The organism is Pseudomonas sp. MDT2-39-1, assembly GCF_054898085.1.
The window spans coordinates 3,304,335-3,329,350 of the sequence record NZ_CM142716.1 but is presented as its reverse complement, the minus strand read 5'-3'; the positions used below and the strand labels follow the sequence as shown (position 1 = coordinate 3,329,350).

The following is a 25,016-nucleotide window of genomic DNA, read 5'->3' as shown; positions in this document are numbered from 1 at the left end:
GATGGAAGAGTTTATCTCCCCCGGTATCTACAACCTGATCATCTTCGTGCTGGCGATTTATGTCGGTTATCACGTGGTCTGGAACGTAACACCAGCACTTCACACGCCTCTGATGGCGGTGACCAACGCCATTTCGGCGATCGTAATCGTTGGCGCCATGCTGGCGGCGGCTTTGACCGTGACGCCACTGGGCAAGACCATGGGCACCCTCGCGGTGGCTCTGGCGGCAGTGAACGTGTTTGGTGGCTTCCTGGTGACTCGCAGGATGCTTGAGATGTTCAAGAAAAAAGCCCCGAAAGTCGTAAAAGAAGAGGCGCCGAAGTAATGAGCATGAATCTTGTAACGACGCTCTACTTGATCGCGTCGATCTGCTTTATCCAGGCCCTCAAAGGCTTGTCCCACCCGACAACCTCCCGACGCGGCAACGTGTACGGCATGCTTGGCATGGCGCTGGCGATCCTCACCACCGTGGGCCTCATCTATAAGCTGGGCGCTGAGCTGGCCACTGCCGGCATCGGTTACGTCATCGTCGGTCTGTTGGTCGGCGGCACTGCCGGTTCGATCATGGCCAAGCGCGTTGAAATGACCAAGATGCCGGAACTGGTCGCCTTCATGCACAGCATGATCGGTATGGCTGCAGTGTTCATCGCGATCGCGGCGGTCGTTGAGCCGCAATCGCTGGGCATCGTTAAACAGCTGGGTGATTCGATTCCTGCCGGTAACCGCCTGGAGCTGTTCCTCGGCGCCGCCATCGGTGCAATCACCTTCTCCGGTTCGGTGATCGCGTTCGGTAAGCTATCGGGCAAGTACAAGTTCCGACTGTTCCAGGGCGCACCGGTACAGTTCGGTGGTCAGCACAAACTGAACCTGGTGCTGGGCCTCGCAACACTGGCGCTGGGCATCACCTTCATGCTGACCGGCAACCTCAGCGCCTTCGCACTGATGCTGGCCTTGGCCTTCGTACTGGGTGTGCTGATCATCATCCCGATCGGCGGCGCAGACATGCCGGTGGTTGTGTCGATGCTCAACAGCTACTCCGGCTGGGCAGCGGCAGGTATCGGCTTCTCGCTGAACAACTCGATGCTGATCATCGCCGGTTCGCTGGTGGGTTCGTCCGGTGCGATCCTCTCGTACATCATGTGCAAGGCGATGAACCGTTCGTTCTTCAACGTATTGCTCGGCGGTTTCGGCAACACGGTAGATGAAACTGGCCCGGCAGGCTCGAAAGAGGCCCGTCCGGTGAAATCCGGTTCGGCTGACGATGCGACCTTCCTGCTGACCAACGCCGACACCGTGATCATCGTTCCGGGTTATGGCCTGGCGGTGGCACGCGCCCAACACTCACTGATGGAGCTGGCGGAGAAGCTGACTCACCGGGGAGTCACCGTGAAGTTTGCAATCCACCCCGTCGCCGGTCGGATGCCAGGGCACATGAACGTCCTGCTGGCCGAAGCCGAAGTGCCTTACGAGCAGGTGTTCGAGATGGATGACATCAACTCCGAGTTCGGTCAGGCCGACGTGGTGCTGGTGCTCGGCGCCAACGACGTGGTCAATCCGGCGGCGAAGAACGATCCGAAATCGCCGATTGCCGGCATGCCGATTCTCGAGGCTTATAAAGCCAAGACCGTGATCGTCAACAAGCGCTCGATGGCCAGCGGCTATGCCGGTCTGGACAACGAACTGTTCTACCTGGACAAAACCATGATGGTCTTCGGCGACGCCAAGAAAGTTATCGAAGACATGGTCAAAGCCATCGAGTAAAACCTGCGGAAGCAGCAATACCCAAAACCTCAGCCTTTAGTAGGCTGGGGTTTTTTTATTCCCCGCGAAACCCGACCAAAGGCTCTAAATCAGGCCTCTGCATTCGACCATGGTAGCGGGACGGATTTTTTTCAAATCACTAGACTGCACACCTTGCTTCCGTTACCCGAGATAACAATCCATGTACCGTGATCGTATTCGCTTGCCTTCGTTGTTGGATAAGGTGATGAGCGCCGCTGACGCTGCCGCTCTGATTGAGGACGGCATGACCGTCGGCATGAGTGGTTTCACTCGCGCTGGCGAGGCCAAAGCCGTGCCCCACGCATTGGCCGAACGCGCCAAAATCACCCCGCTGAAAATCACCTTGATGACCGGCGCCAGCCTGGGCAACGACCTTGATAAACAGCTCACCGAAGCCGGCGTACTGTCACGGCGCATGCCCTTCCAGGTCGACAGCACCTTGCGCAAGGCCATTAACGCCGGTGAAGTGATGTTCATCGACCAGCATCTCTCGGAAACCGTGGAGCAACTGCGCAACCAGCAGCTCAAGCTGCCGGACATCGCCGTGATTGAAGCCGTAGCGATCACCGAGCAGGGCCATATCGTGCCGACCACTTCGGTGGGTAACTCGGCCAGCTTCGCGATTTTCGCCAAACAGGTGATCGTCGAGATCAACCTGGCGCACAACCCGAATCTCGAGGGTTTGCACGACATCTATATCCCGACTTACCGCCCGACCCGCACACCTATTCCACTGGTCAAGGTCGACGATCGCATTGGCAGCACCGCCATCCCGATTCCGCCGGAAAAGATTGTCGCGATCGTGATCACCAATCAGTCCGACTCGCCCTCCACTGTGCTGCCGCCGGACGTCGATACCCAGGCCATCGCGGATCACCTGATCGACTTCTTCAAGCAAGAGGTGGCCGCAGAGCGCATGACCAACAAGCTCGGCCCGTTGCAGGCCGGTATCGGCACCATCGCCAACTCCGTGATGTGCGGCATGATCGACTCGCCGTTCGAAGACCTGACCATGTACTCCGAAGTACTTCAGGACTCGACCTTTGACCTGATCGACGCCGGCAAGCTGAGCTTTGCTTCAGGCAGTTCGATCACCCTGTCGAGCCGGCGCAATGCCGACGTTTTCGGCAACCTGGAGCACTATAAGGACAAATTGGTTCTGCGGCCGCAGGAGATTTCCAATCACCCCGAGGTGGTCCGGCGGCTGGGCATCATTGCCATTAACACCGCGCTGGAATTCGACCTGTACGGCAACGTCAACTCCACCCATATCTGCGGCACGCGGATGATGAATGGCATCGGCGGCTCCGGGGACTTTGCGCGCAATGCGCACCTGGCAATCTTCGTCACCAAATCGATCGCCAAGGGTGGCGCGATTTCCAGCGTGGTGCCCATGGTCAGCCACGTCGACCATACCGAGCATGACGTCGATATCCTTGTGACGGAGATTGGTCTGGCGGACTTGCGGGGCCTGGCGCCGCGTGAGCGGGCACGGGTGATCATCGATAACTGTGTGCACCCGGATTATCGCCCGGCACTGGATGACTACTTTACGGCGGCTTGCGCATTGGGCGGACACACCCCGCATATCCTGCGCGATGCCCTGCGTTGGCACATGAACCTGGAAGAAACCGGGCGAATGCTGGCGGTCTGATCCAGAGAAAAAACAGCTGACGCAAACACAGTTGCGTCAGCTGTTCCTTGCCACATGCGATTCTGTTTAAAACTGTACTGCTGTACCGGTCTTTTCCTACCGTACTTGCCTACCAATTCAAACCAAACCATCAATAATGCACCACTTTAGAGCGGACAGATACAGTTGCCTCAATTTCGACCAGTACACCGCCTATTAACAGTTAACTGGTCCCTCACAATACAGGTGAACTGTATCTAGAGAGACTCGCCAAACGAGAGGATCATTGGCATCAGTTAAACCACTACCTAATCCCGCCACAAGCGGAAGGATGTCAATCATGGAACGTACACTCAGTTCCGAACTGTTCTTCGAAGATACCGCTGCAAAAACCCAGGCTTCCATGCCTCTTCGCGTTATTGCCAACCTGATGCTGTGGCAGCGCCGCATCTCCAGCCGCCATCAATTGGCTCGCCTGGATTCGCGTCTGCTGGCTGATGCCGGGATTAGCGAAGCACAACGCTACGAAGAGCTGAGCAAGCCGTTCTGGCGCTAACCTAGCGTCGCTGGCTCTGACCCACCGGGTCCACCGCCAGCACTCCAAATTGAAAAAACAAAGCCCGTCGTGGGAAACCTCGACGGGCTTTGTCGTTTTCGGCCTTTGTAAGTGCCGGTACAAAAGGAATAGTTGGAGACAGGTACAGTTCTAACAATTATTACATTGCATCAGTACAATTTCATGACGGTGTATCTGTCGGTCCAAACGTGAAGGGCTCAACATGGAAGGCATCACCCACCGGCAAAAGGATTGCGCCATGAATAACCTACTGAATGTTTCCGCTTCAGCCCCTCAAACGAAGCGTCGATTCCACAGGTTTCAACAGTTGCTGAAAGTACTCGCCGCCAACCTTGAGAGGGCTCGAACCCGGCGTTTGCTGGGTCAGTTCGATGATCGTCAACTATCAGACCTAGGCATCAGCCACGCAGATCGGCTCAATGAATTGGATAAACCGTTCTGGCGCTAAGGTCAGCTTTAACAGAAGGGACTGTTCGAACCGATAAAAGCAGGCCTAATATCAAACCAGAACGTGGCGAGCGCTGTACGACAGGCGTCTGACTCAACAGCTGCCTCATCACTTTTCAATCGGTTATCCAAAGGAGTTACACCATGTCCCGTCTTCGTCTGCTCAGCGCTGCAGCCCTGCTTGCCGTGGCTGCCAATTCCCACGCGACCAGCTTTATCGTGACCACGGACGCCGTTGTCGGCGCGCTGAAGTCCAGTTCCGATGCAACCTCCGATGTCACTTCTTCCTTTCGCGATGACAAGATCGTGCGCGCAGCCCGTGACGACGCCGCCAGCTTCGTCGCCAGCGAAGGCGCCATTCGTGGTGTGAAACTGGAAAGCGCACTCGACCACATTCGCCACCAGGCGCCTCAGCTGAACGCTACCGATGCACAGCTGGCACAGGCCATCCTGACGATCTAAGCGACACAGTTACGTGGGACACGCTTGTCGTGTCCCAATGTTTCGGCGCTGGCTCTAGCCCGGGCATTGCGCTAGCCTCTGGACTCGCTTTCAGCAGTCGAGTCTCATGCGTTTTCTTTCAAAGCGGTTTTTCACTTCAGTATTTCTCGCGGCTTTTTGGTCGGGCGCGACCTATGCCTACGACGCGTTCAACCTGTCGACACAAGGCATTGTGGTCACCGGTTACGCCACAAGCATGGTGACCGCCGCCCCCTTCGACCGTAAGCTGCTGATCGCGGCACACGATGACGCTGCGGCGTTCATCGCCAGTGACGGCCAACTACGCGGGGCGCAACTGGAATCCGCGCTGGTTTACCTGCGCCAGACCCAGCCAAAACTTCATGCAAGCGACCTTGAACTGGCGCAGGCAATTCTCGTCCAATAGTTATCCTTTGTCCTTGCGGAGTCGTTCCATGCGTAGCCCTCTGATTGCTGTTGCCCTTAGCCTGCTTTTAATGGCCGATGTGACCCAGGCGCATACCCTGGTCGCCACCAGTAACATCATCATCAATGCCACCCAGCGCACCCTTGATTTCACGTCCGATACCACCACGTCGATCCGCGATTCGAAGATCATCCGTGAAGCCCACGACGATGCGGCCAGTTTCGTTGCCAGCGATGGCGACATACGCGGCGCGCACCTTGAAGCGGCCATCAACACGCTGCGCACCCGTGTGCCGGAAGCCCGGTACGCCAGTGATCAGGTGCTCGCCGAAGCCATCCTCGCACTGTGAAGTCGACAAGCGCCTGGCTGCTGGCCGGGCTGATGTTGCTGCTCTGCAACGCGGCCCAGGCTGACCTGGAATTACGGCTCAAGACCTTGGGTCTGAGCCCCGAACAACAGCAAGCCAGTCAAGCTTTGCTCGATGAAGCCATGCAGGCCTTGCCGCCACGCTTCATTGAGCGACTGGACCGGCGCATTGATGTCGGCTGGACGGATGACATGCCGAGCAATGCCTATGGCCAGGCATCGCTGGTGTCCGAACTCGATCTGAACCGCAACTTGCTCGCCAGCCTCACGGACGGCAGCGCCGCGACAAAGAAAACCTATCGCCCCCATGGCACCGTCCGCCGCGAAATGCTCGCAACGGTGTTGCATGAACTCACCCACATTTACGACCGTTCGCGCCTGTGGCCGGACACGGAGCGCACGCTGATCCAGCGCTGCACCCGGCGCAACAGCAGTTCCGGCCTGGTCGGCATCCCGGATGAATGCCGTGGTCAATCCGACCGCCGCTTTACCCTCAGCGATGACCCGCGCCTGCTCGACCTGGCCGGCTGGCCGCAGTACGTCGGTCGCCGTGGCGAGCGCGAACAGCACAACCGGCAAATCGCCCGCAGCCCCGACATCTACGAAACGAGTAGTCCCAAAGAGTTCGTCGCGGTCAACATGGAGTATTTCCTCCTGGACCCGAGCTATGCCTGCCGGCGCCCCGCGCTGTATCGCTACTACAAAAAACATTTCGATTGGGCACCCGCCGCCAAAGATGCTTGCGGAAAATCCTTTGCCTTCCTCAATGCCGGCAACGACTTCGCCAAACAACCGCTGGGCCAGGTCGACCCGGAACGGGTGTACGCCGTCGACTACCTGCTGGCCGAAGCCAACCAGAACTGGGTCAGCCGCTGGGGGCACAGCATGTTGCGCCTGGTGATCTGCGCGCCGGGTCGGCCACGGGGACCGGACTGTCGACTCGATCTCGACCAGCATCTGGTCTTGTCCTACCGCGCCTTCGTCGGCGACGTACAGCTGTCGAGCTGGGATGGACTGGTGGGCAAATACCCGTCGCGGCTGTTTGTCTTGCCGTTGGCCCAGGTGATCGACGAATACACCAAGACTGAACTGCGCAGCCTGGCCTCGGTGCCGCTGAACCTGTCGCGCAACGAAATTGAAGACGTGGTGGAACACGCTGCCGAGATGCATTGGAGTTACGACGGCAACTATTATTTCCTCTCAAACAATTGCGCGGTGGAAGGCCTGAAATTGCTGCGTAGCGGCAGCAATAACGCGAAACTGGTCGGGCTCGACAGCATCATGCCTAACGGTTTGCTGGAAGTGATGAAGGGTCGCGGACTGGCGAATACCAGCGTGTTGGATGATCCACGCGAAGCGCTACGCCTGGGCTATCGCTTCGACTCCTTCCGTGATCGTTATCAAGCGATGTTCGAAGTGTTGAAGAAGCACCTGCCGATCAAACAGGACAAAGTCGAAGACTGGCTGGCCTTGAAAGCTGAAGAACGTCGGCAATGGTTTGAGCAGGCTGACTTGCGCACCAGTGCCGCATTGCTGTTGCTGGAGCAGGCGAGCTTCCGTCAACAGTTGGTGTTAGCCCAGGATGAAGTGAAACAGCGTTATCTGGGCGCTCGGGAGTTGAAGAACGGCGGCATGGACAAGGCGAACGCGACCTTGCAGCAGATTCTCGCCAACAGCGGCTTCCTCAGCCGTCCCGCGGAGCTGCTCGGCACCGGCGGCTATGGATTGCCCCAACCGAATGAATGGCAGCGCCTGGAATCGGAAAGCAACCTGCGGCAGAAACAGCTTCAAGTGCTGACCGGCGATCTGGACAAGGAAGTCAGAGCGCTGCTCGAACCGAGCCGGGCGGCTGAGATGGCCGCCAATGAAGCCAACCTGAAACAGGTTGGCGAACATTTGCGCAAATTGCATAAAGCCGCGGGCGGACTGGAGTTGCCATAAACAAGAAGGCTTCGTGGATGATCCACGAAGCCTTCTTTTTGCCCGTACGTTAAATCAAAGCACGCCTTCCAGTATTTCATAGACGATCCCGGTGCCCACGGCGATCAGCACAATGGTCTTTCCTCACTGCACATACAGCAAAAAGGGCTTCAGAACGTAGTACTGAAGCCCTCGGTCTTGCTGTTTAGTCTGTGCCGCGAGGCTCTAATTCCTCTGTACCAGGAACTTTACCTTCAGCTGACGCGGGCCTTACGCACGCCTTCAGCCAACGCCGAGCAAAGACTAAGCACGCCATCAACCGCCTGTTCCGGCGTGGTGGCATTGGCGATGTGATCGATCAACGCCGAACCCACCACGACACCATCGGCCAGACGCGCGATGGACGCCGCTTGCTCCGGTGTACGAATACCGAAACCGATGCTGATCGGCAGATCGGTGTGGCGACGCAGGCGAGCAACGGCCTCTTCAACATGCTCCAGGGTCGCTGCGCCCGCACCGGTCACACCGGCAACAGAGACGTAGTAGACGAAGCCGGAGCTGCCATTCAGAACGGTCGGCAGACGCACATCATCAGTCGTCGGCGTGGTCAGGCGGATGAAGTCCAGTCCCGCTGCCTGAGCCGGGTCGCACAGCTCGCCGTTATGCTCCGGCGGCAGGTCGACCACGATCAAGCCATCAACACCGGCTTCGACGGCGTCGGCAATGAAACGCGGCACGCCGTACATGTGAATCGGGTTGAAGTAACCCATCAACACCAGCGGCGTCTCGGTATTGCCTGCACGGAACTCGCGAACCATTTGCAGGGTTTTAGCCAGGTTCTGCTTGGCGCCCAAGGCGCGGATGTTCGCCAACTGGATCGCCGGGCCGTCAGCCATCGGATCGGTGAAGGGCATGCCCAGCTCGATCACATCGGCGCCAGCACCGGGCAAGCCTTTGAGGATCGCCAAGGAAGTGTCATAGCTCGGGTCGCCAGCAGTGACGAAAGTCACCAGGGCGGCGCGATTCTGTTCCTTGAGTTCGGCAAAACGCGTTTGCAGGCGGCTCATCAGTGTTTCTCCTGCTTGGACTGCTCTTGTTGAGAGTTTTCCATGTGGTGCATCACGGTTTGCATGTCTTTGTCGCCACGACCGGACAGGTTGACCACCATCAGGTGATCTTTCGGCAGGGTCGGTGCGCGCTTGAATACTTCGGCCAACGCGTGGGCGCTTTCCAGTGCAGGAATAATCCCTTCCAGACGGCAGCATTTGTGGAACGCATCGAGGGCTTCGTCGTCGGTTACCGAGGTGTACTGAACGCGACCGATGTCATGCAACCAGGCGTGTTCCGGGCCGATACCTGGATAGTCGAGGCCGGCGGAAATCGAGTGAGCGTCGATGATCTGGCCATCGTCGTCCTGCAACAGGAAGGTACGGTTGCCGTGCAGCACTCCCGGGACGCCACCATTCAGACTGGCGGCATGCTTGCCGGTTTCGATGCCGTAACCGGCGGCTTCCACACCAATGATTTCGACGCTTTTGTCATCGAGGAACGGGTGGAACAGGCCCATGGCGTTGGAACCGCCACCGATGCACGCCACCAGGCTGTCCGGCAGGCGACCTTCCTGGGCTTGCAGTTGATCGCGGGTTTCCTTGCCGATAACGGCCTGGAAGTCGCGAACCATGGCGGGATAAGGGTGCGGGCCGGCCACGGTGCCGATCAGGTAAAAGGTGTTGTCGACGTTGGTCACCCAGTCACGCAGCGCTTCGTTCATCGCATCTTTAAGTGTGCCGGTCCCGGCCACAACCGGGATCACTTCGGCGCCCAGCAATTTCATGCGAAATACGTTGGCTTGCTGACGTTCGATGTCAGTGGTGCCCATGTAGATCACGCAATCGAGGCCAAAACGTGCAGCCACGGTGGCAGTCGCCACGCCGTGCATACCAGCGCCGGTCTCGGCGATGATGCGTTTCTTGCCCATGCGCCGCGCCAGCAGAATCTGGCCGATGCAGTTGTTGATCTTGTGCGCGCCAGTGTGGTTCAGCTCTTCGCGCTTGAGGTAAATCTTCGCGCCGCCGCAAAATTCGGTAAGACGCTCAGCGAAATACAGCGGGCTTGGACGTCCGACGTAGTCGCGCTGGAAGTAGGCCAATTCTTCTTTGAACGCCGGATCTTCCTTGGCCAATTCGTATTCACGGGCCAGGTCGAGGACCAAAGGCATCAAGGTTTCCGCAACATAGCGGCCACCGAACGAGCCAAACAGGCCGTTGGCGTCGGGGCCGTTGCGCAGATCAGTCTGGGTCATGGGTCGCTCCAGTGGGATTCGTGAGATGACAATGACGGTCACTCTACCCCTGACGCCCCAGCCTGAAAACCGATAAGATCGCCACAACCTGTCAGGAAAACTCACAGATCCCATGAGCCACGACCTTCCCCCGCTGAACGCCCTTCGCGCCTTCGAAGCCACGGCACGGCTGAACAGCGTCAGCCAGGCTGCCGAACAGCTGCACGTTACTCATGGCGCGGTCAGCCGGCAACTCAAGGTGCTTGAAGAGCACTTGGGCGTGAGCCTGTTCATCAAGGATGGACGCGGCCTGAAACTCACAGATGCCGGCGTCCGATTGCGCGATGCCAGCGGTGAAGCCTTTGAGCGTCTGCGCACTGTTTGCGCAGAGCTGACCCAAACCACCGCCGACGCACCGTTCGTACTGGGTTGCTCGGGAAGTTTGCTGGCGCGCTGGTTTATTCCACGCCTGGGACGATTGAATGCGGACCTGCCGGACCTTCGCCTGCACCTGTCGGCCGGGGAAGGCGATCTCGATCCGCGTCGACCGGGGCTCGACGCCTTGCTGGTGTTTGCCGAGCCCCCATGGCCGGCGGACATGCAAGTCTATGAGTTGGCCAGCGAACGAATCGGACCGGTCATGAGCCCACGCTTTGCGGGTTATGAAAGGCTGCAAGGTGCGCCGGCCACAGCGCTATTGAATGAGCCATTGCTGCACACCACCTCGCGCCCACAAGCCTGGCCGAGCTGGGCACAGCAAAGTGGCCTCGACGCCAAGGCGTTGAAGTACGGTCAGGGTTTCGAGCATTTGTATTATTTGCTGGAGGCTGCAGTGGCAGGCCTGGGGGTGGCGATTGCACCTGAGCCGTTGGTGGCCGAGGACTTGAAGGCGGGTCGCCTGGTTGCGCCCTGGGGATTCAGTGAAACCCCGGCGCAACTGGCTTTGTGGCTACCCAAGCGCGCCGCGGACGGGCGCGCTCAGCAGTTGGCGCAGTGGCTCAAGGCTGAACTGCGCCAGACAGATTAGTCGCCGCGTTTGAACAGCAGGTACGCCGCGAGCAGGCCCAGTGCACCCACAGCGACACCCGCTGTAGTCCAAGGGTGTTCCTGGGCGTAGTCCCGAGTGGCAATTCCGGTTTCGCGGGTTTTGACTTTGACTTCTTCATACGCATCACTGAGCAGATGGCGCGAATGCTTCAGCGCGTTCTCGGCGTTGCCTTTCAATGCTTTCAGGGTTTTACGCGACTCGTCCGAGGCGTCGTCTTTCAGGTTTTCCAAAGATTTCAGCAGACTCTCGATCTCGGCTTCCATGCTTTGCAATGAGGCTTTACGTAAAGAGGTGTTGGCCATGGTGGCTCTCCTTCATTGGTGATGAGTAGCGTGTGTTGGTTGGGACTTCAGGGGTTCGAGAAAGTGCAGTAAATCTGAACTTCCGCGTCGCATGAGCCGACAGAAGTAATACGAAAAATCACTGCTAGGCTGTATTTCACACCTTGAGGAGAACGCCATGACCGATCATCACACCTACAAAAAAGTCGAACTCGTTGGCTCGTCCACCAGCAGCATTGAAGATGCAATCAACAACGCGTTGGCCGAAGCTAATAAAAGCATCAAGCATCTGGAATGGTTTGAAGTGACCGAAACCCGCGGGCACATCAAGGACGGCAAGGCTGCCCACTTTCAGGTGACGCTCAAAGTCGGGTTCCGGATTGCCAGCAGCTGAGTTTGAGCTAGTGTTCTGAACTTGCGCGCTGGCCGCGTGCCATAGGGAATGGCAAAGCGCTATATGAGTGCCTCCAGCTGATGGCTGGATGCTCCCTTTGATCCGACCAGGGAATGCGACCGATGAAGCATTTTATTTTTGCGGTAGGTTTGTTGAGCCTTGCCGGAACAGCGTTTGCTGAAGGCAAGTCGTGCGAAGAGCTGAAAGCCGAAATCGCAGTGAAACTTGATGCCAAGGGCGTTGCCGGCTATTCACTGGAAATCGTCGATAAAGACGCTGCTGCCGTCGGTAAAGTCGTCGGCACCTGTGAAAAGGGCACCAAGGTCATCGTCTACACGAAGTAGGCTGATTCCCGCACAAATCAAAAAGCCGACGCACCGCGTCGGCTTTTTTATGGGCGTCGTCCGAGCCTCAGCCCTTCATGACCTTCGCCAGCAGCTCATAGGAGTGCACGCGATCGGAATGTTCGTACAGGTCGCAGGTGAAAATCAGCTCGTCTGCCTGGGTCTGCTCGATCAGCACCTCAAGTTTGGCGCGGATTTTCTGCGGACTGCCCACCATCGCAAGACCGAGAAAATCACCTACGGCTTCTTTCTCATGGGGCAGCCACAGGCCATCCATGGTTTTCACGGGCGGACGTTGCACCAGGCTTTGGCCGCGCATCAACGCCAGGATGCGCTGATAGACCGACGTCGCCAGGTAATCCGCTTGTTCGTCAGTGTCAGCGGCCACCAGCGGCACGCCAAGCATCACGTAGGGCTTATCCAACACCGCTGAAGGCTTGAAGTGATTGCGGTAGACGCGAATCGCCTCATGCATGAAGCGCGGTGCGAAATGGGAAGCGAAGGCGTAGGGCAAACCGCGCTCACCGGCCAGTTGAGCACTGAACAGGCTAGAGCCCAGCAGCCAGACAGGGACGTTGGTGCCGGTGCCCGGCATCGCGATGATCCGCTGGTCCGGCGTACGCGGGCCGAGGTAACGCATCAGCTCGGCGACGTCTTCCGGAAACTCGTCGGCACTGCCGGAACGTTCACGACGCAAGGCACGGGCGGTCATTTGATCGGAACCGGGGGCGCGGCCCAGCCCCAGATCGATCCGCCCTGGATACAGACTTTCGAGGGTGCCGAATTGCTCCGCGATCACCAGCGGCGCGTGGTTGGGCAGCATTACGCCACCCGACCCGACACGAATGGTCGAAGTGCCACCAGCCAGGTAGCCGAGCAGTACCGAGGTTGCCGAACTGGCGATGCCATCCATGTTGTGGTGTTCGGCAACCCAGAAGCGGTTATAGCCGAGTTTTTCGACGTGCTGCGCCAGGTCCAGGGAGTTGCGCAGCGACTGGGCCGCGCTGCCGTTCTCTCGCACGGGCACCAGATCAAGGGTCGAGAACTTGATATCGGACAGTCGTTTCATATGCCTGCTTCTCCAATTGAGGGCGCAGGTTTTTTCTCGCGAACGAAAACCTGCCGAATCTATAAGCGTGCTTCATGCAATGAGGGCATATACCCGAGTTTCAATAGCCAGGACTAAATTTCCTACGGAAATGGTAGGACTAATGAGATCAGGTGAACTTTGCACCACCGTCTATCCTCAGAACCCTAGCAACCGAAAACCACGAAGGTGCGACGTTCGCACCGGATCTTGAGGAGGCAGACATGGCTATTACGAAGAAAGCATCGGCTCATTGGGAAGGTGACCTGAAAACCGGTATCGGCTCGATCTCCACTGAAACCGGTGTACTCAGAGAAGCGCCCTACGGCTTCAAGGCACGTTTCGAAGGCGGCAAAGGCACCAATCCGGAAGAACTGATCGGCGCAGCCCATGCGGGCTGCTTCTCCATGGCGTTTTCGATGATCCTGGGCGATGCCGGTCTCAAGGCTGACAGCATCGATACCAACGCTGAAGTCACCCTGGATCAGGTCGACGGTGGTTTTTCGATCACTGCGGTGAAATTGATCCTCAAGGCGAAAATCCCCGGGGCCACACAGGCGCAGTTCGAGGAACTGAGCAACAAGGCCAAAGAAGGCTGCCCGGTGTCCAAAGTGCTGAACGCGAAGATCAGTCTGGATGCGACGTTGGTCAGCTGATAATCAGGCGCTGAATGCACTGACGCTTTCGCGAGCTCGCTCCCACCTTTGAAACAAGTACCAAATGTGGGGGCGGGCCTGCTCGCGAAAGCGATCTTGTAAACGACTCAATACCTACGGCAAAAAACATAAGCTTTGTGAGCGATGTCAGAACTCGCCTCGCAAAATTGTGGTCGAATAAATGACAGCAGCCGAAATGCAGTACCCTGCGCGCTGCCTCAATGGAGCTTCAACCATGAAACGTTTTGCCTTGGCGATTATCTGTTGCGCACTGGCCACTTCGGCCCTGGCGGCACCGAAATCCTGTGAAGAGCTCAAGGCCGAGATCGAGGCCAAGATCCAGGCCAATAACGTCTCGTCCTACACCCTGGAAATCGTCACCAATGACGAAGTGCACGATCAGAACATGGTCGTCGGCAGCTGCGAAAACGGCACCAGGAAAATCATCTACCAGAAAAACGACCGCTGATTCACCTCACGGGACGCAATAGGCCTGCCGATCTTCAGCGACGATCTCCCGCTTGGCGTTGAACAATCGGGCGCCGGGGGTGAATGCCATTGAACGGCCCTCCAGCACATAGCGCTGGCCGGCTTCGAAATGATCGTAGTTGACGGTCAGGTAGCACAGCCGTTCCACGGGGGAGCTCATCATGCCCATGCCCCCACCACCGGGCACTTCAAAGTCGAATCTGACCACCAGCTCATGGCTGCCGGGCGTGACCTGGAAAAAACGCCCGTCGCGCATTCGTTGCTTGTCCAGTCGCTCAGCCATCAGCAATTTATCGTTGGGGAATGGCGTCGAGAACTCGACCCAGGCCATCTGCGGATTTAACGCCGGTAACGGGCTCTGGCAGCCTGCAACCACACTTGCAGCGAGCAACAGCATCAACCTGCGCATGATGAATGTCCCAAAGGATGGTCATTCAGCATAGCGCTGATCAGCTGCGTTGGCAGCCCGCCGGTGTACCCTGGCCAATCACTTTCCGTTGCTGATCATAGAGCTTTGCCCACGGCCGGAAACCGATATTCCCCGCTTGCAGCTGATACCGCTCACCGGCGTTGAAGTCGTTGAATTTCACATTCAACTGGCAGTCACGCCATAGAGGCTGCGCGTCGGGGCCGATGTTGGTGGGCTGGACCGGGAACTGGTAACGAACCGTCAGCTCATGACTGCCCGGATGAACCTCGAAATAGCGCTTGTCGGTGGATCTCTTGTCATCGACTTCCAGCGCTTGCAACGCGGTGTCTTCTTGCTGTGATTCCAGGTCGATCCACGCTTGAGCCGGATCATGGTGGGGTAATCCAAATCCGGCACAGCCGGTCAGCATCAACAAGCCTCCCGTTAGCATCAACTTGCGCATGGCGGAGCTCCAGTCAGGCGGGATAGTCTTGCGGGCAGACTCTCCAGGGATGATTTTATTTTGATCAGGCCGCTTCCAAGCCTTGGGTTACTTGATCGCGTTTTGCGCGTTTTGTTTCCGGGTGTGTTGCTTTTATTGCTCAGCGGTTGCGCGGGCGTCAGCTATTACAGCCAATTGGCCAGTGGTCAGTTGCAACTGCTGCGAGCCAGGGAGCCGGTGGCCGAGGTGCTTGCCGATCCGTCTCGCGATCCGATGCTGCGTGCGCATCTGACCCAGTCGCAAAAGGCCCGGACATTCGCTAGCCAGCAGCTGCATCTGCCGGATAACCAGAGCTACCGCCTATACGCCGACATTGGCCGGCCGTTCGTGGTCTGGAACGTCTTTGCCACGTCGGAATTTTCCCTGACACCGCAAAACCATTGTTTCCCCGTCGCTGGCTGTGTCGCCTACCGCGGTTATTACAGCCAGAGTGCCGCCCGCGGCGAGGCTGCCTTGCAGCGTTTGCAAGGTATGGACGTGTCGATTGGCGGCGTCGAGGCCTATTCGACGCTCGGCTGGTTCAATGATCCGATTATCAGCTCAATGATGGGTTGGGGCGACGAGCGGCTGGCGACGTTGATCTTCCACGAGCTCGCCCATCAGCGCTTCTATGTAAAAGACGACACGCAGTTCAACGAGTCTTTCGCCACCTTCGTCGAACAGGAAGGCACCCGGCAATGGCGTGCATCGCGCGGTCTGGCACCCGACAACGGTGCGCAGGCGCAGCAACGGGACCAGTTCATTCAATTGGTTCTGGATACTCGCACACGGCTTGAAAAGCTCTACGCCCTGCCGATACCCGTCGACCAGATGCGCCAACGCAAAGCGGCGGAGTTCGAACAGCTGCGCCATGAGTATCGACAACTGCGCGACAGCCGATGGGCCGGCGACAAGCGCTACGACGGGTGGATCAATGCACCGATGAACAATGCCCGGTTGTTGCCGTTTGGTTTGTACGACCAATGGGTACCGGCGTTTGCGGCGCTGTTCAAGCAGGTCGGTGGGGACTGGTTGAAGTTTTATGCGGCCGTCGAGCAGCTTGGTGCGTTTCCGGTGATTGAGCGCAAGGTAGCTTTGAAGGCATTGGCTGGACCATTAAACTTCGGTGGCTGAGCGGGCCTCTTCGCGGGCAAGCCTCGCTCCTACAGGAGCTGGGTGAGGCTACATAAATCCTGTAGAAGCGAGGCTTGCCCGCGAAGGCGTCTTCAAACTTCACAACCAGATCGCATCCCACAGCGGATAATCCCCCACCTTCTCGACCAAGCCCGCTCGCAACGGATTGGCGACGATGTAGCGAGCAACCGCCTGTAGATCTTCTTCCTTACGAACGGCTCGATCGTGATAACCATGTTGCCAAACCGGACCTTGGCGTCCTGACGAGCGATTTAGCGTCACTGCGATGCGTGATTTGGTTCGAGCCATCAACTTGGGTAACTGAGTATTATGCAACTCGATCAGCCAATGGAAATGATCGGGCATGACGACCCAGGCCAGTGACGTCGCAAACCCTTCTCGCTCGGCAGTTCTCAGAGCGTCTACTACCAATCGCCCACTCTTGAAGTCGCGGAATAACGGTTCCCGATTCAAAACCACGGCGGTCAGCAGGTAGATCTGTCCGGACTCCGAATATCGTCCAGTGCGCAATCGATGAGCATTTTTTAACTCTGGCAAAGATGATCCTCCTTGATCGTGGCCTTAGTCTTTGAGGCTAGGACGATTAGAAGGAATTTGAGTGATAACTGTTGCTCAGGATGTGTCTGGAAGGACGCCTTCGCGGGCAAGCCTTAATGCCAGTCAGTTAAGCCCTCCAGCCCTCTTTTTGGGGTATTTGACTGGTCTAGGCTTGACCACTCTTGGGTAACTTCGCTCTCGTCTGGCTGGCAGTATGAAGTGCTGAGCCTGGATTCTCAGTTCTGCCAGTCGTTTAGGGATCGTGCCTGGCGTTTCCAGCGGACAGAAGCGCAGCGCATTGCTGACCGCTTGAGACAACCAGAGAAAACTCAAGCGTTGCGGTACCACCTTTATTTCTTCAGCCATCAAGCGCATTTCCTGACGGATCAGGTTGTAGGCCAGCAGAGTTCCCCACAGTTCTTGACGCACCAGATCAGGTTGTTTACTGCGTAATTGCTCTCCTTTGAGCAGGTTTTGCTTGATCTCGCGGTAACCCAACTCGATTTCCCAGCGTTCGTTGTAGTGCCCCGCCACCTGATTGGCAGGGTAACGTTCGGCATCGATCAACGAGGTGAGATAGCGGCGGGGTTTGTCGTCTATCGAGTACTCAATCAGTCTTGCCTGCCAATGGCTAGGAAGGTCTGGACGTTGCTTGAGCGCATCTCTGGAAACCGTCAGTCGCACAAGCCAATCACCGGCGCCCAACTCTTCGATCACCTCGTACTTGAGCGGTTTGCGTGCCCGCATGAGCCAGTGCCGTTCGGTTCCACTGTGCTGCCAGTCGAGCAAGAGGGCCGCCGAGTAATAGGCGCGGTCAAAAATCGTCACCGAATGATCGCTTACCGCTTTCTCCAGACCTTTGGCATAGCGAAGTTCGCCGACAGCAAACTCGCCAAAACAGGCAGCCCGAATCAAGTGACTATAGGTATCCATCAGGCAAACACCGCGCACTTGTGGCCAGGCTCCGTCTCCCGAGTGAGTCCGCCCGCCACCAAAGGCTTGGCGGTTTTCTGGTGTGTCAGGGGTGGACCAAACCACGCCGTCTACCGCAAAGCTGCGTAACCCTAAAAAGCCAGCCGAAGCTGGCTGCTCAGCACCGCCCCATGACTCTGCCAATTGCTTAAACAGTGCGGCAAGGGGCTCTGCTCCCAGCCGTTGCCGGGCCTGGACTGCTGCGCTGGGCACAGGCACCTTTGCTTCGCCCAAAGCCAGTCCCAGCTGCTGCACGATGAGCCAAATCGGCTCGTTCTTGAACAAGGCCAACCCCACCACCAACCAGACAATACGCTCGGCCGGCAGGCGTCTACGGCGCAGAGAAACCGTTCCGGTCGAGGCCAGCGCTTGCTCGATCCACAGGGGATCGATCAGTTGCGCAAAGCGTTCGAAAGAGATCGGATTGAGTTTGGTAACTTCTTGAAGGGCGTTTTGTAGGGACATGAAGCGGGCTCATAAAAACATAAGCCCGTTTCTATTACTGCTGGGCGGGCAAGTCAATTTCTTAACTGACTGGCATTAGGGCAAGCCTCGCTCCTACAGATCACATCGACCTGAGCGAGGCTTGCCCGCGAAGGCGATCTAATTAGCGTTGCAAAAACGCCTGATGCATCTCGTCCAGCGTTTCGAAGTGAAAGGCCGGCGCTTCTGCGCTCAATTCTTCCCGGCTGCCAAAACCGTAACCAACCGCCGCCGCATCCAGCCCATTACTGCGCGCGCCGATCAGGTCGTGTTTTCGGTCGCCGATCATCAGGGTGTTGGCCGGGTCCAGACCTTCTTCGGCGATCAGGTGAGCAATCAACTCAACCTTGTTGGTGCGTGTCCCGTCCAGTTCGCTGCCGTAAATCACTTTGAAGTGCTGGGCAAAGTCGAAGTGCCGGGCGATTTCGCGGGCGAAAACCCATGGTTTAGAGGTTGCGATGTACAACTGCCGACCTTGCCCGCTGAGGGTTTCCAGCAGCGGTGTGACGCCGTCGAACACACGGTTCTCGTACAGGCCGGTGACCTTGAAGCGTTCGCGGTAGAGGTTCACCGCTTCCCAGGCCTTGGGCTCGTCGAAGTCGTAGAACTGCATGAACGCTTGCAACAATGGCGGGCCGATGAAGTGTTCGAGCCTGGTCAGGTCGGGTTCATCAATGCCCAGTTTGCTCAGGGCGAACTGGATCGAACGGGTAATTCCTTCGCGCGGGTCGGTCAGGGTGCCGTCGAGGTCAAACAAAACGGTTTGGTAATGCATGTTGAATCCTGAATAAGGGCGCGGGTCAGAGCTGGTCGTAGCCTTCAGCCAGGTGCAAATTCTTGAGCTTCACGTAGTTCGCCGCGCTGTAGGTGAAAAAGGCATTTTCCTTGTCTGTCAGCGGACGGATCTGCTTCACCGGGCTGCCGACATACAGAAAGCCGCTTTCGAGACGCTTGCCCGGCGGCACCAGGCTGCCGGCGCCGACAATTACATCATCCTCGATCACCGCGCCGTCCATGACGATGCTGCCCATGCCGATCAGAACCCGGTTGCCGACGCTGCAGCCATGCAGCATGACTTTATGGGCAATGGTCACGTCGTCTCCGATCAAGCAGGGAAAGCCATCGGGATTGAACGGCCCGGCGTGGGTGATGTGCAGCACGCAGCCATCCTGGACACTGGTGCGCGCACCGATTCGGATGCGGTGCATGTCGCCACGAATTACCGTCAGCGGCCATACGGAGCTGTCTTCACCGATTTCGACGTCGCCGATCACCACCGCCGAGCCGTCGACAAAAGCGCCTTTGCCCAGCAGTGGCGTGTGGTTCTGATACTTGCGAAGGGTCACGATAGGGTTTCTCTCTGTTGCCGATTGCTGCGGTGAGCGTCGATTGTAATTAAGATGGCCGCATGTTTCTTCCAGCCAAGGTGCCAACCGTGAGCGTGAACAACCCTCTTTTGCAGTCCTACGACCTGCCGCCGTTCTCGGCGATCCGTGCCGAACACGTGCAACCGGCCATTGAACAGATCCTGGCTGACAACCGCGCCGCCATTATCGAGATCCTCGACACCCAGGGCAAACAACCGACCTGGACCGGACTGGTGCTGGCGATGGACGAACTGAACGATCGTCTGGGCGCGGCCTGGAGCCCGGTCAGCCACCTGAATGCCGTGTGCAACAGCGCTGAATTGCGCGAAGCCTACGAGTCCTGCCTGCCAGCGTTGAGCGCCTACTCCACCGAGTTGGGCCAGAACCGTGAGTTGTTCGAAGCCTTCGAAGCCTTGGCTAACAGCCCGCAAGCCGCCGGTTTCGACGTGGCGCAGAAAACTATCCTGGAACACTCGCTGCGTGACTTCCGTCTGTCGGGTATCGACCTGCCGAAAGCAGAGCAAAAGCGCTACGCCGAAGTGCAGAGCAAATTGTCGGAGCTGGGCAGCCGCTTCTCCAACCAGCTGCTCGACGCGACGCAAGCCTGGACCAGGCACGTGACCGACGAAGCCACCCTCGCCGGCCTTACCGACTCGGCCAAGGCGCAAATGGCCGCCGCGGCCCAGGCCAAAGATCTGGACGGTTTCCTGATCACCCTGGAATTCCCGAGCTATTACGCGGTGATGACCTACGCCCAGGACCGTGCCCTGCGCGAGGAAGTCTACGCCGCCTACTGCACCCGCGCGTCGGACCAAGGCCCGAACGCCGGTCAGAACGATAACGGCCCGGTCATGGAAGAAATCCTCGACCTGCGCCAGGAGCTTGCAAAACTGTTGGGCTTCGCCAGTTTCTCGGAACTGAGCCTGGCCACCAAAATGGCCGAATCCAGCGATCAGGTGCTGAGTTTCCTGCGCGACCTGGCCAAACGCAGCAAACCGTTCGCTGCTCAGGACCTGGAACAGCTCAAGGCCTACGCCGCCGAACAAGGCTGCCCGGACCTGCAAAGCTGGGACAGCGGTTTCTACGGCGAAAAGCTTCGCGAACAACGTTACAGCGTTGCCCAGGAAGCACTGCGCGCTTACTTCCCGATCGACAAAGTGCTGGGCGGCCTGTTCGCGATCGTTCAGCGCCTGTACGGCATCGAGATTGCCGAACTCAAAGGCTTCGACGCCTGGCACCCGGATGTTCGCCTGTTTGAAATCAAGGAAAACGGCCAGCACGTCGGCCGCTTCTTCTTCGATCTCTATGCCCGCGCCAACAAGCGTGGCGGTGCCTGGATGGACGGCGCCCGTGACCGTCGCCGCACGATCAGCGGCGAGCTGCAAAGCCCGGTGGCCAATCTGGTGTGCAACTTCACCCCGGCCGACAGTGGCAAACCGGCCCTGCTGACTCACGATGAAGTCACCACGCTGTTCCACGAATTCGGTCATGGCCTGCATCACCTGCTGACCCGTGTTGAACACGCTGGCGTATCGGGCATCAACGGCGTGGCCTGGGATGCGGTCGAGCTGCCAAGCCAGTTCATGGAAAACTGGTGCTGGGAGCCGGAAGGTCTGGCGCTGATTTCCGGTCACTACGAAACCGGCGAACCGCTGCCGCAGGACCTGCTGGGCAAGATGCTCGCGGCGAAGAACTTCCAGTCCGGCCTGATGATGGTCCGTCAGCTGGAATTCTCGTTGTTCGACTTCGAACTGCACGCCACCCACGGCGACGGCCGCAGCGTGCTGCAACTGCTCGAAGGTGTGCGTGACGAGGTGTCGGTGATGCGTCCTCCGGCCTACAACCGTTTCCCGAACAGCTTCGCCCACATTTTCGCCGGCGGTTACGCGGCGGGTTACTACAGCTACAAGTGGGCTGAAGTGCTGTCGGCCGACGCCTTCTCGAAGTTCGAAGAAGACGGCGTACTGAATGCCGAAACAGGTCGTGCGTTCCGCGAAGCAATCCTGGCGCGCGGTGGTTCTCAGGAGCCGATGGTGCTGTTCGTCGACTTCCGGGGCCGTGCGCCATCGATTGACGCACTCTTGCGCCATAGCGGCCTGAGTGAGGACGCGGCAGCATGAGTGAGGGGCCTGTGATCACGAAAAAGCGCTTTATCGCCGGCGCGGTCTGTCCGGCATGCAGCGAGCCGGACAAGTTGATGATGTGGAACGAAGACGAGGTCCCGCATCGCGAATGCGTGGCCTGCGGTTATTCGGACACGCTCAATGAACAAGGCCTGTCGGTGCCCAAGGAATTGGGCACGCGGGTCAATACGTCGGCGCTGAAGGTGCCGGACGCCAAGGTTCAGGCCGTGCAGTTCTTCCCGAACCCGAAGCTAAAGAAAAAGCCTGACGAGCAACAGTGAGTCAACGCCACCTTCCACCCTTTGACGGGGTGGAAGGTGGTATCTATTTACCACCCTTCCCCTGCGCTTCCTCCTTAGGCTGATTCCTTCAGCCCTATTCAAGGAAGACGCCATGCCTGATACCAATCCGCTGCTGCAGCACTGGGACCTGCCGCCTTGGACGGACATCCATGCCGAGCATCTGGTGCCCGCCATCGACACCCTCATTGCTGACAATCGCCAGGCCATTGCCGAGATTGTCGCGAGCCAATCCGCAATCCCGAACTGGGACGATCTGGTATTGGCCGTTGATGAAACCGATGCGCGCCTCGATGAGATCATGAGCGTGATCGAAACCCTCTCAATGGTGAAACGCGAGGGCAAGGCTTGGGACCTGGCCAGCGCGACTTGCAGCGATGCCGCCGCGCAGTACAAGTCTGAAAAGATGAGCAATCAGGCACTGTTCCGGGTTTATCAGCGGCTGGCGCAGAGTCCGGCCGCGGTGAATTACGATGAGCCGCGCAAAGCGGTTTTGCACAAAGTTCTGCGCCGGTTTCGCTTGTCCGGCATCCACTTGCCCATCGAACAACAGCAGAAGCTGGGTCGGCTGAATCGCGACATCGGTGTGCTGCAAAGCATGTTCCTGAGCAACCTGGAACGCGCCAGCGCAGCCTGGAGCAAGCGCATCGACGACGTCACGCAATTGAACGGTTTGTCCGCGGCGACACTGGAGCGTCTGGCTTTCAACGCACAACAGGCAGGGCATGAAGGCTGGCTGATGCGCTTGGACCAAGACACCTACACTCGAGTCATGGCGTATGCCGAAGACCGATCCCTGCGCGAAGAATACTTTGTCGCCTACTCCACCCGGGCTTCCGATCAAGGCCCCCACGCCGGGCAATTCGATAATGGTCCGGTGCTGGAGTTCCTGTTGTCGCTGCGTCACCAGAAAGCCAGGTTGCTGGGGTATGAGAACTTCGCGCAACTCAGCCTTGTAACGGAAATGGCAGAATCCACCGAGCAAGTGACCGGTTTCCTGCGGCGGCAAATCATGCAGGTGACACCCGACTTCGAACAGGAGGTACAGGCGCTCAAGGCGTTAGCTCTTGAGCGCGGTATGACTGAGGTCCACCCTTGGGACCATGAATTTCTCGCCGAGCAATTGCGCCAGCAACGTCTCGGCGGGGCGCTGAAAAACCTGCGAACGTACTTCCCGCTGGACGGGACATTGCAACGGCTCTGTCTGTTCAGCGAGCGCATGTTTGGCATACAGATCGTCGAGCAGTCGGTATTCAGCCACTGGCATGACAGCGTGCGCCTGTTCGAGATCAGCGAGCATGGCCAAGTCGTCGGGCACATTTACCTCGACCCTTTTCATCGGGATGAAGCGCCGGACTTCGCCTGGACCGCCACACCACGCAATCGGCGGTTGGACGCCGAAGGTCGATTGACGCTGCCGATCACTGTGCTTCATGGCAACTTCACGCCCGGGAATGTTGAGCATCCTTGCCTTCTCGCCCATCAGGACCTGCGCGTCTTGTTCCATGAGTTCGGCCATTGCTTGCAGCACATTCTTACCCGCTCACCTCACCATCGTCTGTCGGGTATTACCCAGCTGGGACGCGACACCGCAGAGTTCACGGGGCAATTGTTCGAGCTTTGGTGCCTGTCGGGTGAGTTTCTGCTGTGGCTGGCCGCTCATTACCAGACCGGCGAGCGCCTGAGCGAAGCGCGAGTCGACGCAGCGCTGACCGCCATTCACACCCAGACCACTCGGCAAACCGCCGAGCTGTTAATGACCGCATTATTCGACTTCGAATTGCACCGCAGCCAAGGTGATGGACGCAGCGTTGAGCAAATCTTCGACGACGTGCTGCGCGAGATTCCCCACCTGCAACTGCCGCCCTACTGTCGATTCGCCAACAGCTTCGATTACATGGTGACCGGATACGCGGCGTCGGTTTACGCCTACAAATGGTCGGGTGTACTGGCGACCGAGGCGTTCAAACGGTTTCAGCACGAGTGGGTGTTCAACCCGCAAACAGGCAGGGCCTTTCGCGAAGCCTTTTTTTCACCGGGCGATTCGCGCTCACTGCTGGTCGCCCTGGAAGAATTCCTCGGACGGCCGATCGCCGACAATTTTTTCGTGTCTGTGCCAGCCACCGCTGCCAGTTGAGCCAATGCTTATTCAACGTGGGCAGATTTGAACCAACTCTTCATCGAGCAGGCCGCAAACGGACTGGTGCTGCAATCGCCGTTGGCTAGCGCGGTCCGAAGTTTTTCGGCATCGGCCTGCATCATGTAACGCACGCCATCCTTGAAATGGATGCTGTCACCGAAGCCACCCTGGGTCATTTCGTTCAGAGCGTCTTCCTTGCTCCAGCCTTGCACCACCACCCGATACATCGCCGCCATCAGGCCGGTGCGGTCCGAACCGTGTTTGCAGTGCATCAGCACCGGGCCATTGGATTCAGCGGTGTGGATGGCGCGAAGGGCCTTGAGTACTTGTGCGTCGTCCACGTGATTGGTGCGATAAGGCAGCTGCACCTGAGCAATGCCTGGCGTGGACAACCAGCTTGAATCCGACTCGGGCAGAAAAGTGATCACGGTGGCAACGTTGAGTTTCTTCAACAACGGTACGGCACCGGCGTCGGGCAAAGCGCTGCGGTAAAGCGTCGGGGACATTTGATAGAGGTTGTATTGCACCTCGACCGATTGAGCCCATTCCGCCGGGCGGGGTGGGCCGGTTTCATCTGCGCAGGCCAGTGTCAGATTGAAAAGGGCGGCCAGCGACAACAGGAATGTCGCAGGTAAAAGGCGCAATCGGGACATGCTCGGACGACCGTATGGGGAGAAGGTGGTTAGATGCCACATAGTTTCGACACTAAACAGTCAAAGTCCTGTGAGTCAGCTGTCAAAGAATCGTGAACTGGGCCGTTTACACCTTGTTTTTTCAGGGGCAAGTAACGAGCAACAAAAAAGCGATACGGATTTCCGTACCGCTTAATTCAACCCAAGTCAGGCACACTCATACCCAT

The 25,016-nt window shown here is 58.0% G+C and carries 29 protein-coding genes; 18 read left to right on the top strand and 11 right to left on the bottom strand.

Going from position 1 to position 25,016, the window contains the following annotated elements:
• Position 1 precedes the first annotated feature (1 nt).
• From ACYZTM_RS15880 to ACYZTM_RS15840, 9 genes are all read left to right on the top strand, one after another.
• On the top strand, positions 2–325 hold the full coding sequence (locus ACYZTM_RS15880; RefSeq protein WP_131059140.1) for an NAD(P) transhydrogenase subunit alpha part 2: 324 nt from the start codon (positions 2–4) through the stop codon (positions 323–325).
• A complete protein-coding gene (locus tag ACYZTM_RS15875) occupies positions 325–1,761 on the top strand; it encodes an NAD(P)(+) transhydrogenase (Re/Si-specific) subunit beta (protein WP_461983372.1) in 1,437 nt (478 codons plus the stop codon). The genes ACYZTM_RS15880 and ACYZTM_RS15875 overlap by 1 nt, the downstream gene beginning before the upstream one ends.
• Before the next feature lie 181 nt (positions 1,762–1,942).
• Entirely contained in the window at positions 1,943–3,436 is a 1,494-nt protein-coding gene (locus ACYZTM_RS15870; RefSeq protein WP_461983370.1) for an acetyl-CoA hydrolase/transferase family protein, read from the top strand.
• A gap of 319 nt (positions 3,437–3,755) precedes the next feature.
• The gene (locus ACYZTM_RS15865; protein WP_007902752.1) at positions 3,756–3,971 is read left to right on the top strand and encodes a DUF1127 domain-containing protein; all 216 of its coding nucleotides are present in this window, start codon (positions 3,756–3,758) and stop codon (positions 3,969–3,971) included.
• A gap of 259 nt (positions 3,972–4,230) precedes the next feature.
• Positions 4,231–4,440 (top strand): DUF1127 domain-containing protein, encoded by a 210-nt coding sequence (locus ACYZTM_RS15860; protein WP_131059147.1) that lies wholly within the window; start codon positions 4,231–4,233, stop codon positions 4,438–4,440.
• A 143-nt stretch (positions 4,441–4,583) separates the two neighbouring features.
• Positions 4,584–4,901 (top strand): DUF2388 domain-containing protein, encoded by a 318-nt coding sequence (locus tag ACYZTM_RS15855; RefSeq protein ID WP_010465729.1) that lies wholly within the window; start codon positions 4,584–4,586, stop codon positions 4,899–4,901.
• A 106-nt stretch (positions 4,902–5,007) separates the two neighbouring features.
• Positions 5,008–5,325, top strand: coding sequence for a DUF2388 domain-containing protein (locus tag ACYZTM_RS15850; RefSeq protein WP_131059137.1), 318 nt, complete (start codon positions 5,008–5,010; stop codon positions 5,323–5,325).
• A gap of 28 nt (positions 5,326–5,353) precedes the next feature.
• Positions 5,354–5,674, top strand: coding sequence for a DUF2388 domain-containing protein (locus ACYZTM_RS15845; RefSeq protein ID WP_131059136.1), 321 nt, complete (start codon positions 5,354–5,356; stop codon positions 5,672–5,674).
• A gap of 32 nt (positions 5,675–5,706) precedes the next feature.
• Positions 5,707–7,632, top strand: a complete 1,926-nt coding sequence (locus ACYZTM_RS15840; RefSeq protein ID WP_461989143.1) for a DUF7844 domain-containing protein — start codon at positions 5,707–5,709, stop codon at positions 7,630–7,632.
• Positions 7,633–7,865: 233 nt separating this feature from the next.
• On the opposite strand, the gene trpA is transcribed toward ACYZTM_RS15840, so the two are convergent.
• Both trpA and trpB read right to left on the bottom strand, forming a co-directional pair.
• Positions 7,866–8,678 (bottom strand): tryptophan synthase subunit alpha, encoded by an 813-nt coding sequence (gene trpA / locus ACYZTM_RS15835; RefSeq protein WP_461983367.1) that lies wholly within the window; start codon positions 8,676–8,678, stop codon positions 7,866–7,868.
• On the bottom strand, positions 8,678–9,913 hold the full coding sequence (gene trpB, locus ACYZTM_RS15830; RefSeq protein WP_131059132.1) for a tryptophan synthase subunit beta: 1,236 nt from the start codon (positions 9,911–9,913) through the stop codon (positions 8,678–8,680). The genes trpA and trpB overlap by 1 nt, the downstream gene beginning before the upstream one ends.
• A gap of 112 nt (positions 9,914–10,025) precedes the next feature.
• Between trpB and ACYZTM_RS15825 the strand changes: the two genes are divergently transcribed.
• Complete coding sequence (locus ACYZTM_RS15825; protein ID WP_131059131.1) at positions 10,026–10,919, top strand: LysR family transcriptional regulator; 894 nt, start codon at positions 10,026–10,028, stop codon at positions 10,917–10,919.
• On the opposite strand, the gene ACYZTM_RS15820 is transcribed toward ACYZTM_RS15825, so the two are convergent.
• Positions 10,916–11,242 (bottom strand): ElaB/YgaM/YqjD family protein, encoded by a 327-nt coding sequence (locus tag ACYZTM_RS15820; protein ID WP_010465712.1) that lies wholly within the window; start codon positions 11,240–11,242, stop codon positions 10,916–10,918. The two genes, ACYZTM_RS15825 and ACYZTM_RS15820, sit on opposite strands and share 4 nt — an antisense overlap.
• Positions 11,243–11,399: 157 nt before the next feature.
• Here ACYZTM_RS15820 and ACYZTM_RS15815 point away from each other — a divergent pair, with 157 nt between their 5' ends.
• A complete protein-coding gene (locus tag ACYZTM_RS15815; RefSeq protein WP_010465710.1) occupies positions 11,400–11,615 on the top strand; it encodes a dodecin in 216 nt (71 codons plus the stop codon).
• A 122-nt stretch (positions 11,616–11,737) separates the two neighbouring features.
• On the top strand, positions 11,738–11,959 hold the full coding sequence (locus ACYZTM_RS15810; RefSeq protein WP_461983364.1) for a DUF1161 domain-containing protein: 222 nt from the start codon (positions 11,738–11,740) through the stop codon (positions 11,957–11,959).
• Positions 11,960–12,026: 67 nt separating this feature from the next.
• Here the strand turns inward: ACYZTM_RS15810 and ACYZTM_RS15805 are convergent, their stop codons facing one another.
• A complete protein-coding gene (locus ACYZTM_RS15805) occupies positions 12,027–13,028 on the bottom strand; it encodes an LLM class flavin-dependent oxidoreductase (protein WP_131059129.1) in 1,002 nt (333 codons plus the stop codon).
• Between the two features lie 242 nt (positions 13,029–13,270).
• Here ACYZTM_RS15805 and ACYZTM_RS15800 point away from each other — a divergent pair, with 242 nt between their 5' ends.
• Positions 13,271–13,702: an OsmC family protein gene (locus ACYZTM_RS15800; protein ID WP_131059128.1), complete on the top strand. Its 432-nt coding sequence runs from the start codon at positions 13,271–13,273 to the stop codon at positions 13,700–13,702.
• 235 nt (positions 13,703–13,937) lie between these two features.
• Positions 13,938–14,171 (top strand): DUF1161 domain-containing protein, encoded by a 234-nt coding sequence (locus tag ACYZTM_RS15795; protein ID WP_438660436.1) that lies wholly within the window; start codon positions 13,938–13,940, stop codon positions 14,169–14,171.
• Between the two features lie 6 nt (positions 14,172–14,177).
• Here ACYZTM_RS15795 and ACYZTM_RS15790 read toward each other — a convergent pair whose 3' ends face one another.
• Both ACYZTM_RS15790 and ACYZTM_RS15785 read right to left on the bottom strand, forming a co-directional pair.
• Complete coding sequence (locus tag ACYZTM_RS15790; protein WP_461983361.1) at positions 14,178–14,600, bottom strand: PA0061/PA0062 family lipoprotein; 423 nt, start codon at positions 14,598–14,600, stop codon at positions 14,178–14,180.
• Between the two features lie 40 nt (positions 14,601–14,640).
• A complete protein-coding gene (locus tag ACYZTM_RS15785) occupies positions 14,641–15,063 on the bottom strand; it encodes a PA0061/PA0062 family lipoprotein (protein WP_461983359.1) in 423 nt (140 codons plus the stop codon).
• A 60-nt stretch (positions 15,064–15,123) separates the two neighbouring features.
• Here ACYZTM_RS15785 and ACYZTM_RS15780 point away from each other — a divergent pair, with 60 nt between their 5' ends.
• Complete coding sequence (locus ACYZTM_RS15780) at positions 15,124–16,215, top strand: aminopeptidase (protein ID WP_461983357.1); 1,092 nt, start codon at positions 15,124–15,126, stop codon at positions 16,213–16,215.
• A gap of 99 nt (positions 16,216–16,314) precedes the next feature.
• On the opposite strand, the gene ACYZTM_RS15775 is transcribed toward ACYZTM_RS15780, so the two are convergent.
• From ACYZTM_RS15775 to ACYZTM_RS15760, 4 genes are all read right to left on the bottom strand, one after another.
• Positions 16,315–16,773 carry an REP-associated tyrosine transposase gene (locus tag ACYZTM_RS15775; protein WP_461983355.1) on the bottom strand — a complete coding sequence of 153 codons (459 nt, stop codon included), beginning with the start codon at positions 16,771–16,773 and terminating at the stop codon, positions 16,315–16,317.
• A gap of 123 nt (positions 16,774–16,896) precedes the next feature.
• A complete protein-coding gene (locus ACYZTM_RS15770; RefSeq protein WP_131063535.1) occupies positions 16,897–18,210 on the bottom strand; it encodes an IS4 family transposase in 1,314 nt (437 codons plus the stop codon).
• A 142-nt stretch (positions 18,211–18,352) separates the two neighbouring features.
• Positions 18,353–19,003: an HAD family hydrolase gene (locus ACYZTM_RS15765; RefSeq protein ID WP_131059123.1), complete on the bottom strand. Its 651-nt coding sequence runs from the start codon at positions 19,001–19,003 to the stop codon at positions 18,353–18,355.
• Between the two features lie 25 nt (positions 19,004–19,028).
• The gene (locus tag ACYZTM_RS15760) at positions 19,029–19,574 is read right to left on the bottom strand and encodes a gamma carbonic anhydrase family protein (protein ID WP_131059122.1); all 546 of its coding nucleotides are present in this window, start codon (positions 19,572–19,574) and stop codon (positions 19,029–19,031) included.
• 89 nt (positions 19,575–19,663) lie between these two features.
• On the opposite strand from ACYZTM_RS15760, the gene prlC reads away from it, so the two are divergent.
• The 3 genes from prlC to ACYZTM_RS15745 all read left to right on the top strand — a co-directional run bounded on the left by prlC (position 19,664) and on the right by ACYZTM_RS15745 (position 24,154).
• Positions 19,664–21,715 (top strand): oligopeptidase A, encoded by a 2,052-nt coding sequence (gene prlC, locus ACYZTM_RS15755; protein ID WP_461983351.1) that lies wholly within the window; start codon positions 19,664–19,666, stop codon positions 21,713–21,715.
• Positions 21,712–21,999 carry a YheV family putative zinc ribbon protein gene (locus ACYZTM_RS15750; RefSeq protein ID WP_131059120.1) on the top strand — a complete coding sequence of 96 codons (288 nt, stop codon included), beginning with the start codon at positions 21,712–21,714 and terminating at the stop codon, positions 21,997–21,999. Before prlC ends, ACYZTM_RS15750 begins: the two co-directional genes overlap by 4 nt.
• Positions 22,000–22,111: 112 nt before the next feature.
• Positions 22,112–24,154 carry a M3 family metallopeptidase gene (locus ACYZTM_RS15745; protein WP_461983349.1) on the top strand — a complete coding sequence of 681 codons (2,043 nt, stop codon included), beginning with the start codon at positions 22,112–22,114 and terminating at the stop codon, positions 24,152–24,154.
• Between the two features lie 8 nt (positions 24,155–24,162).
• Here ACYZTM_RS15745 and ACYZTM_RS15740 read toward each other — a convergent pair whose 3' ends face one another.
• Positions 24,163–24,810 carry a phosphatase domain-containing protein gene (locus ACYZTM_RS15740; protein WP_461983347.1) on the bottom strand — a complete coding sequence of 216 codons (648 nt, stop codon included), beginning with the start codon at positions 24,808–24,810 and terminating at the stop codon, positions 24,163–24,165.
• Positions 24,811–25,016: the final 206 nt, after the last annotated feature.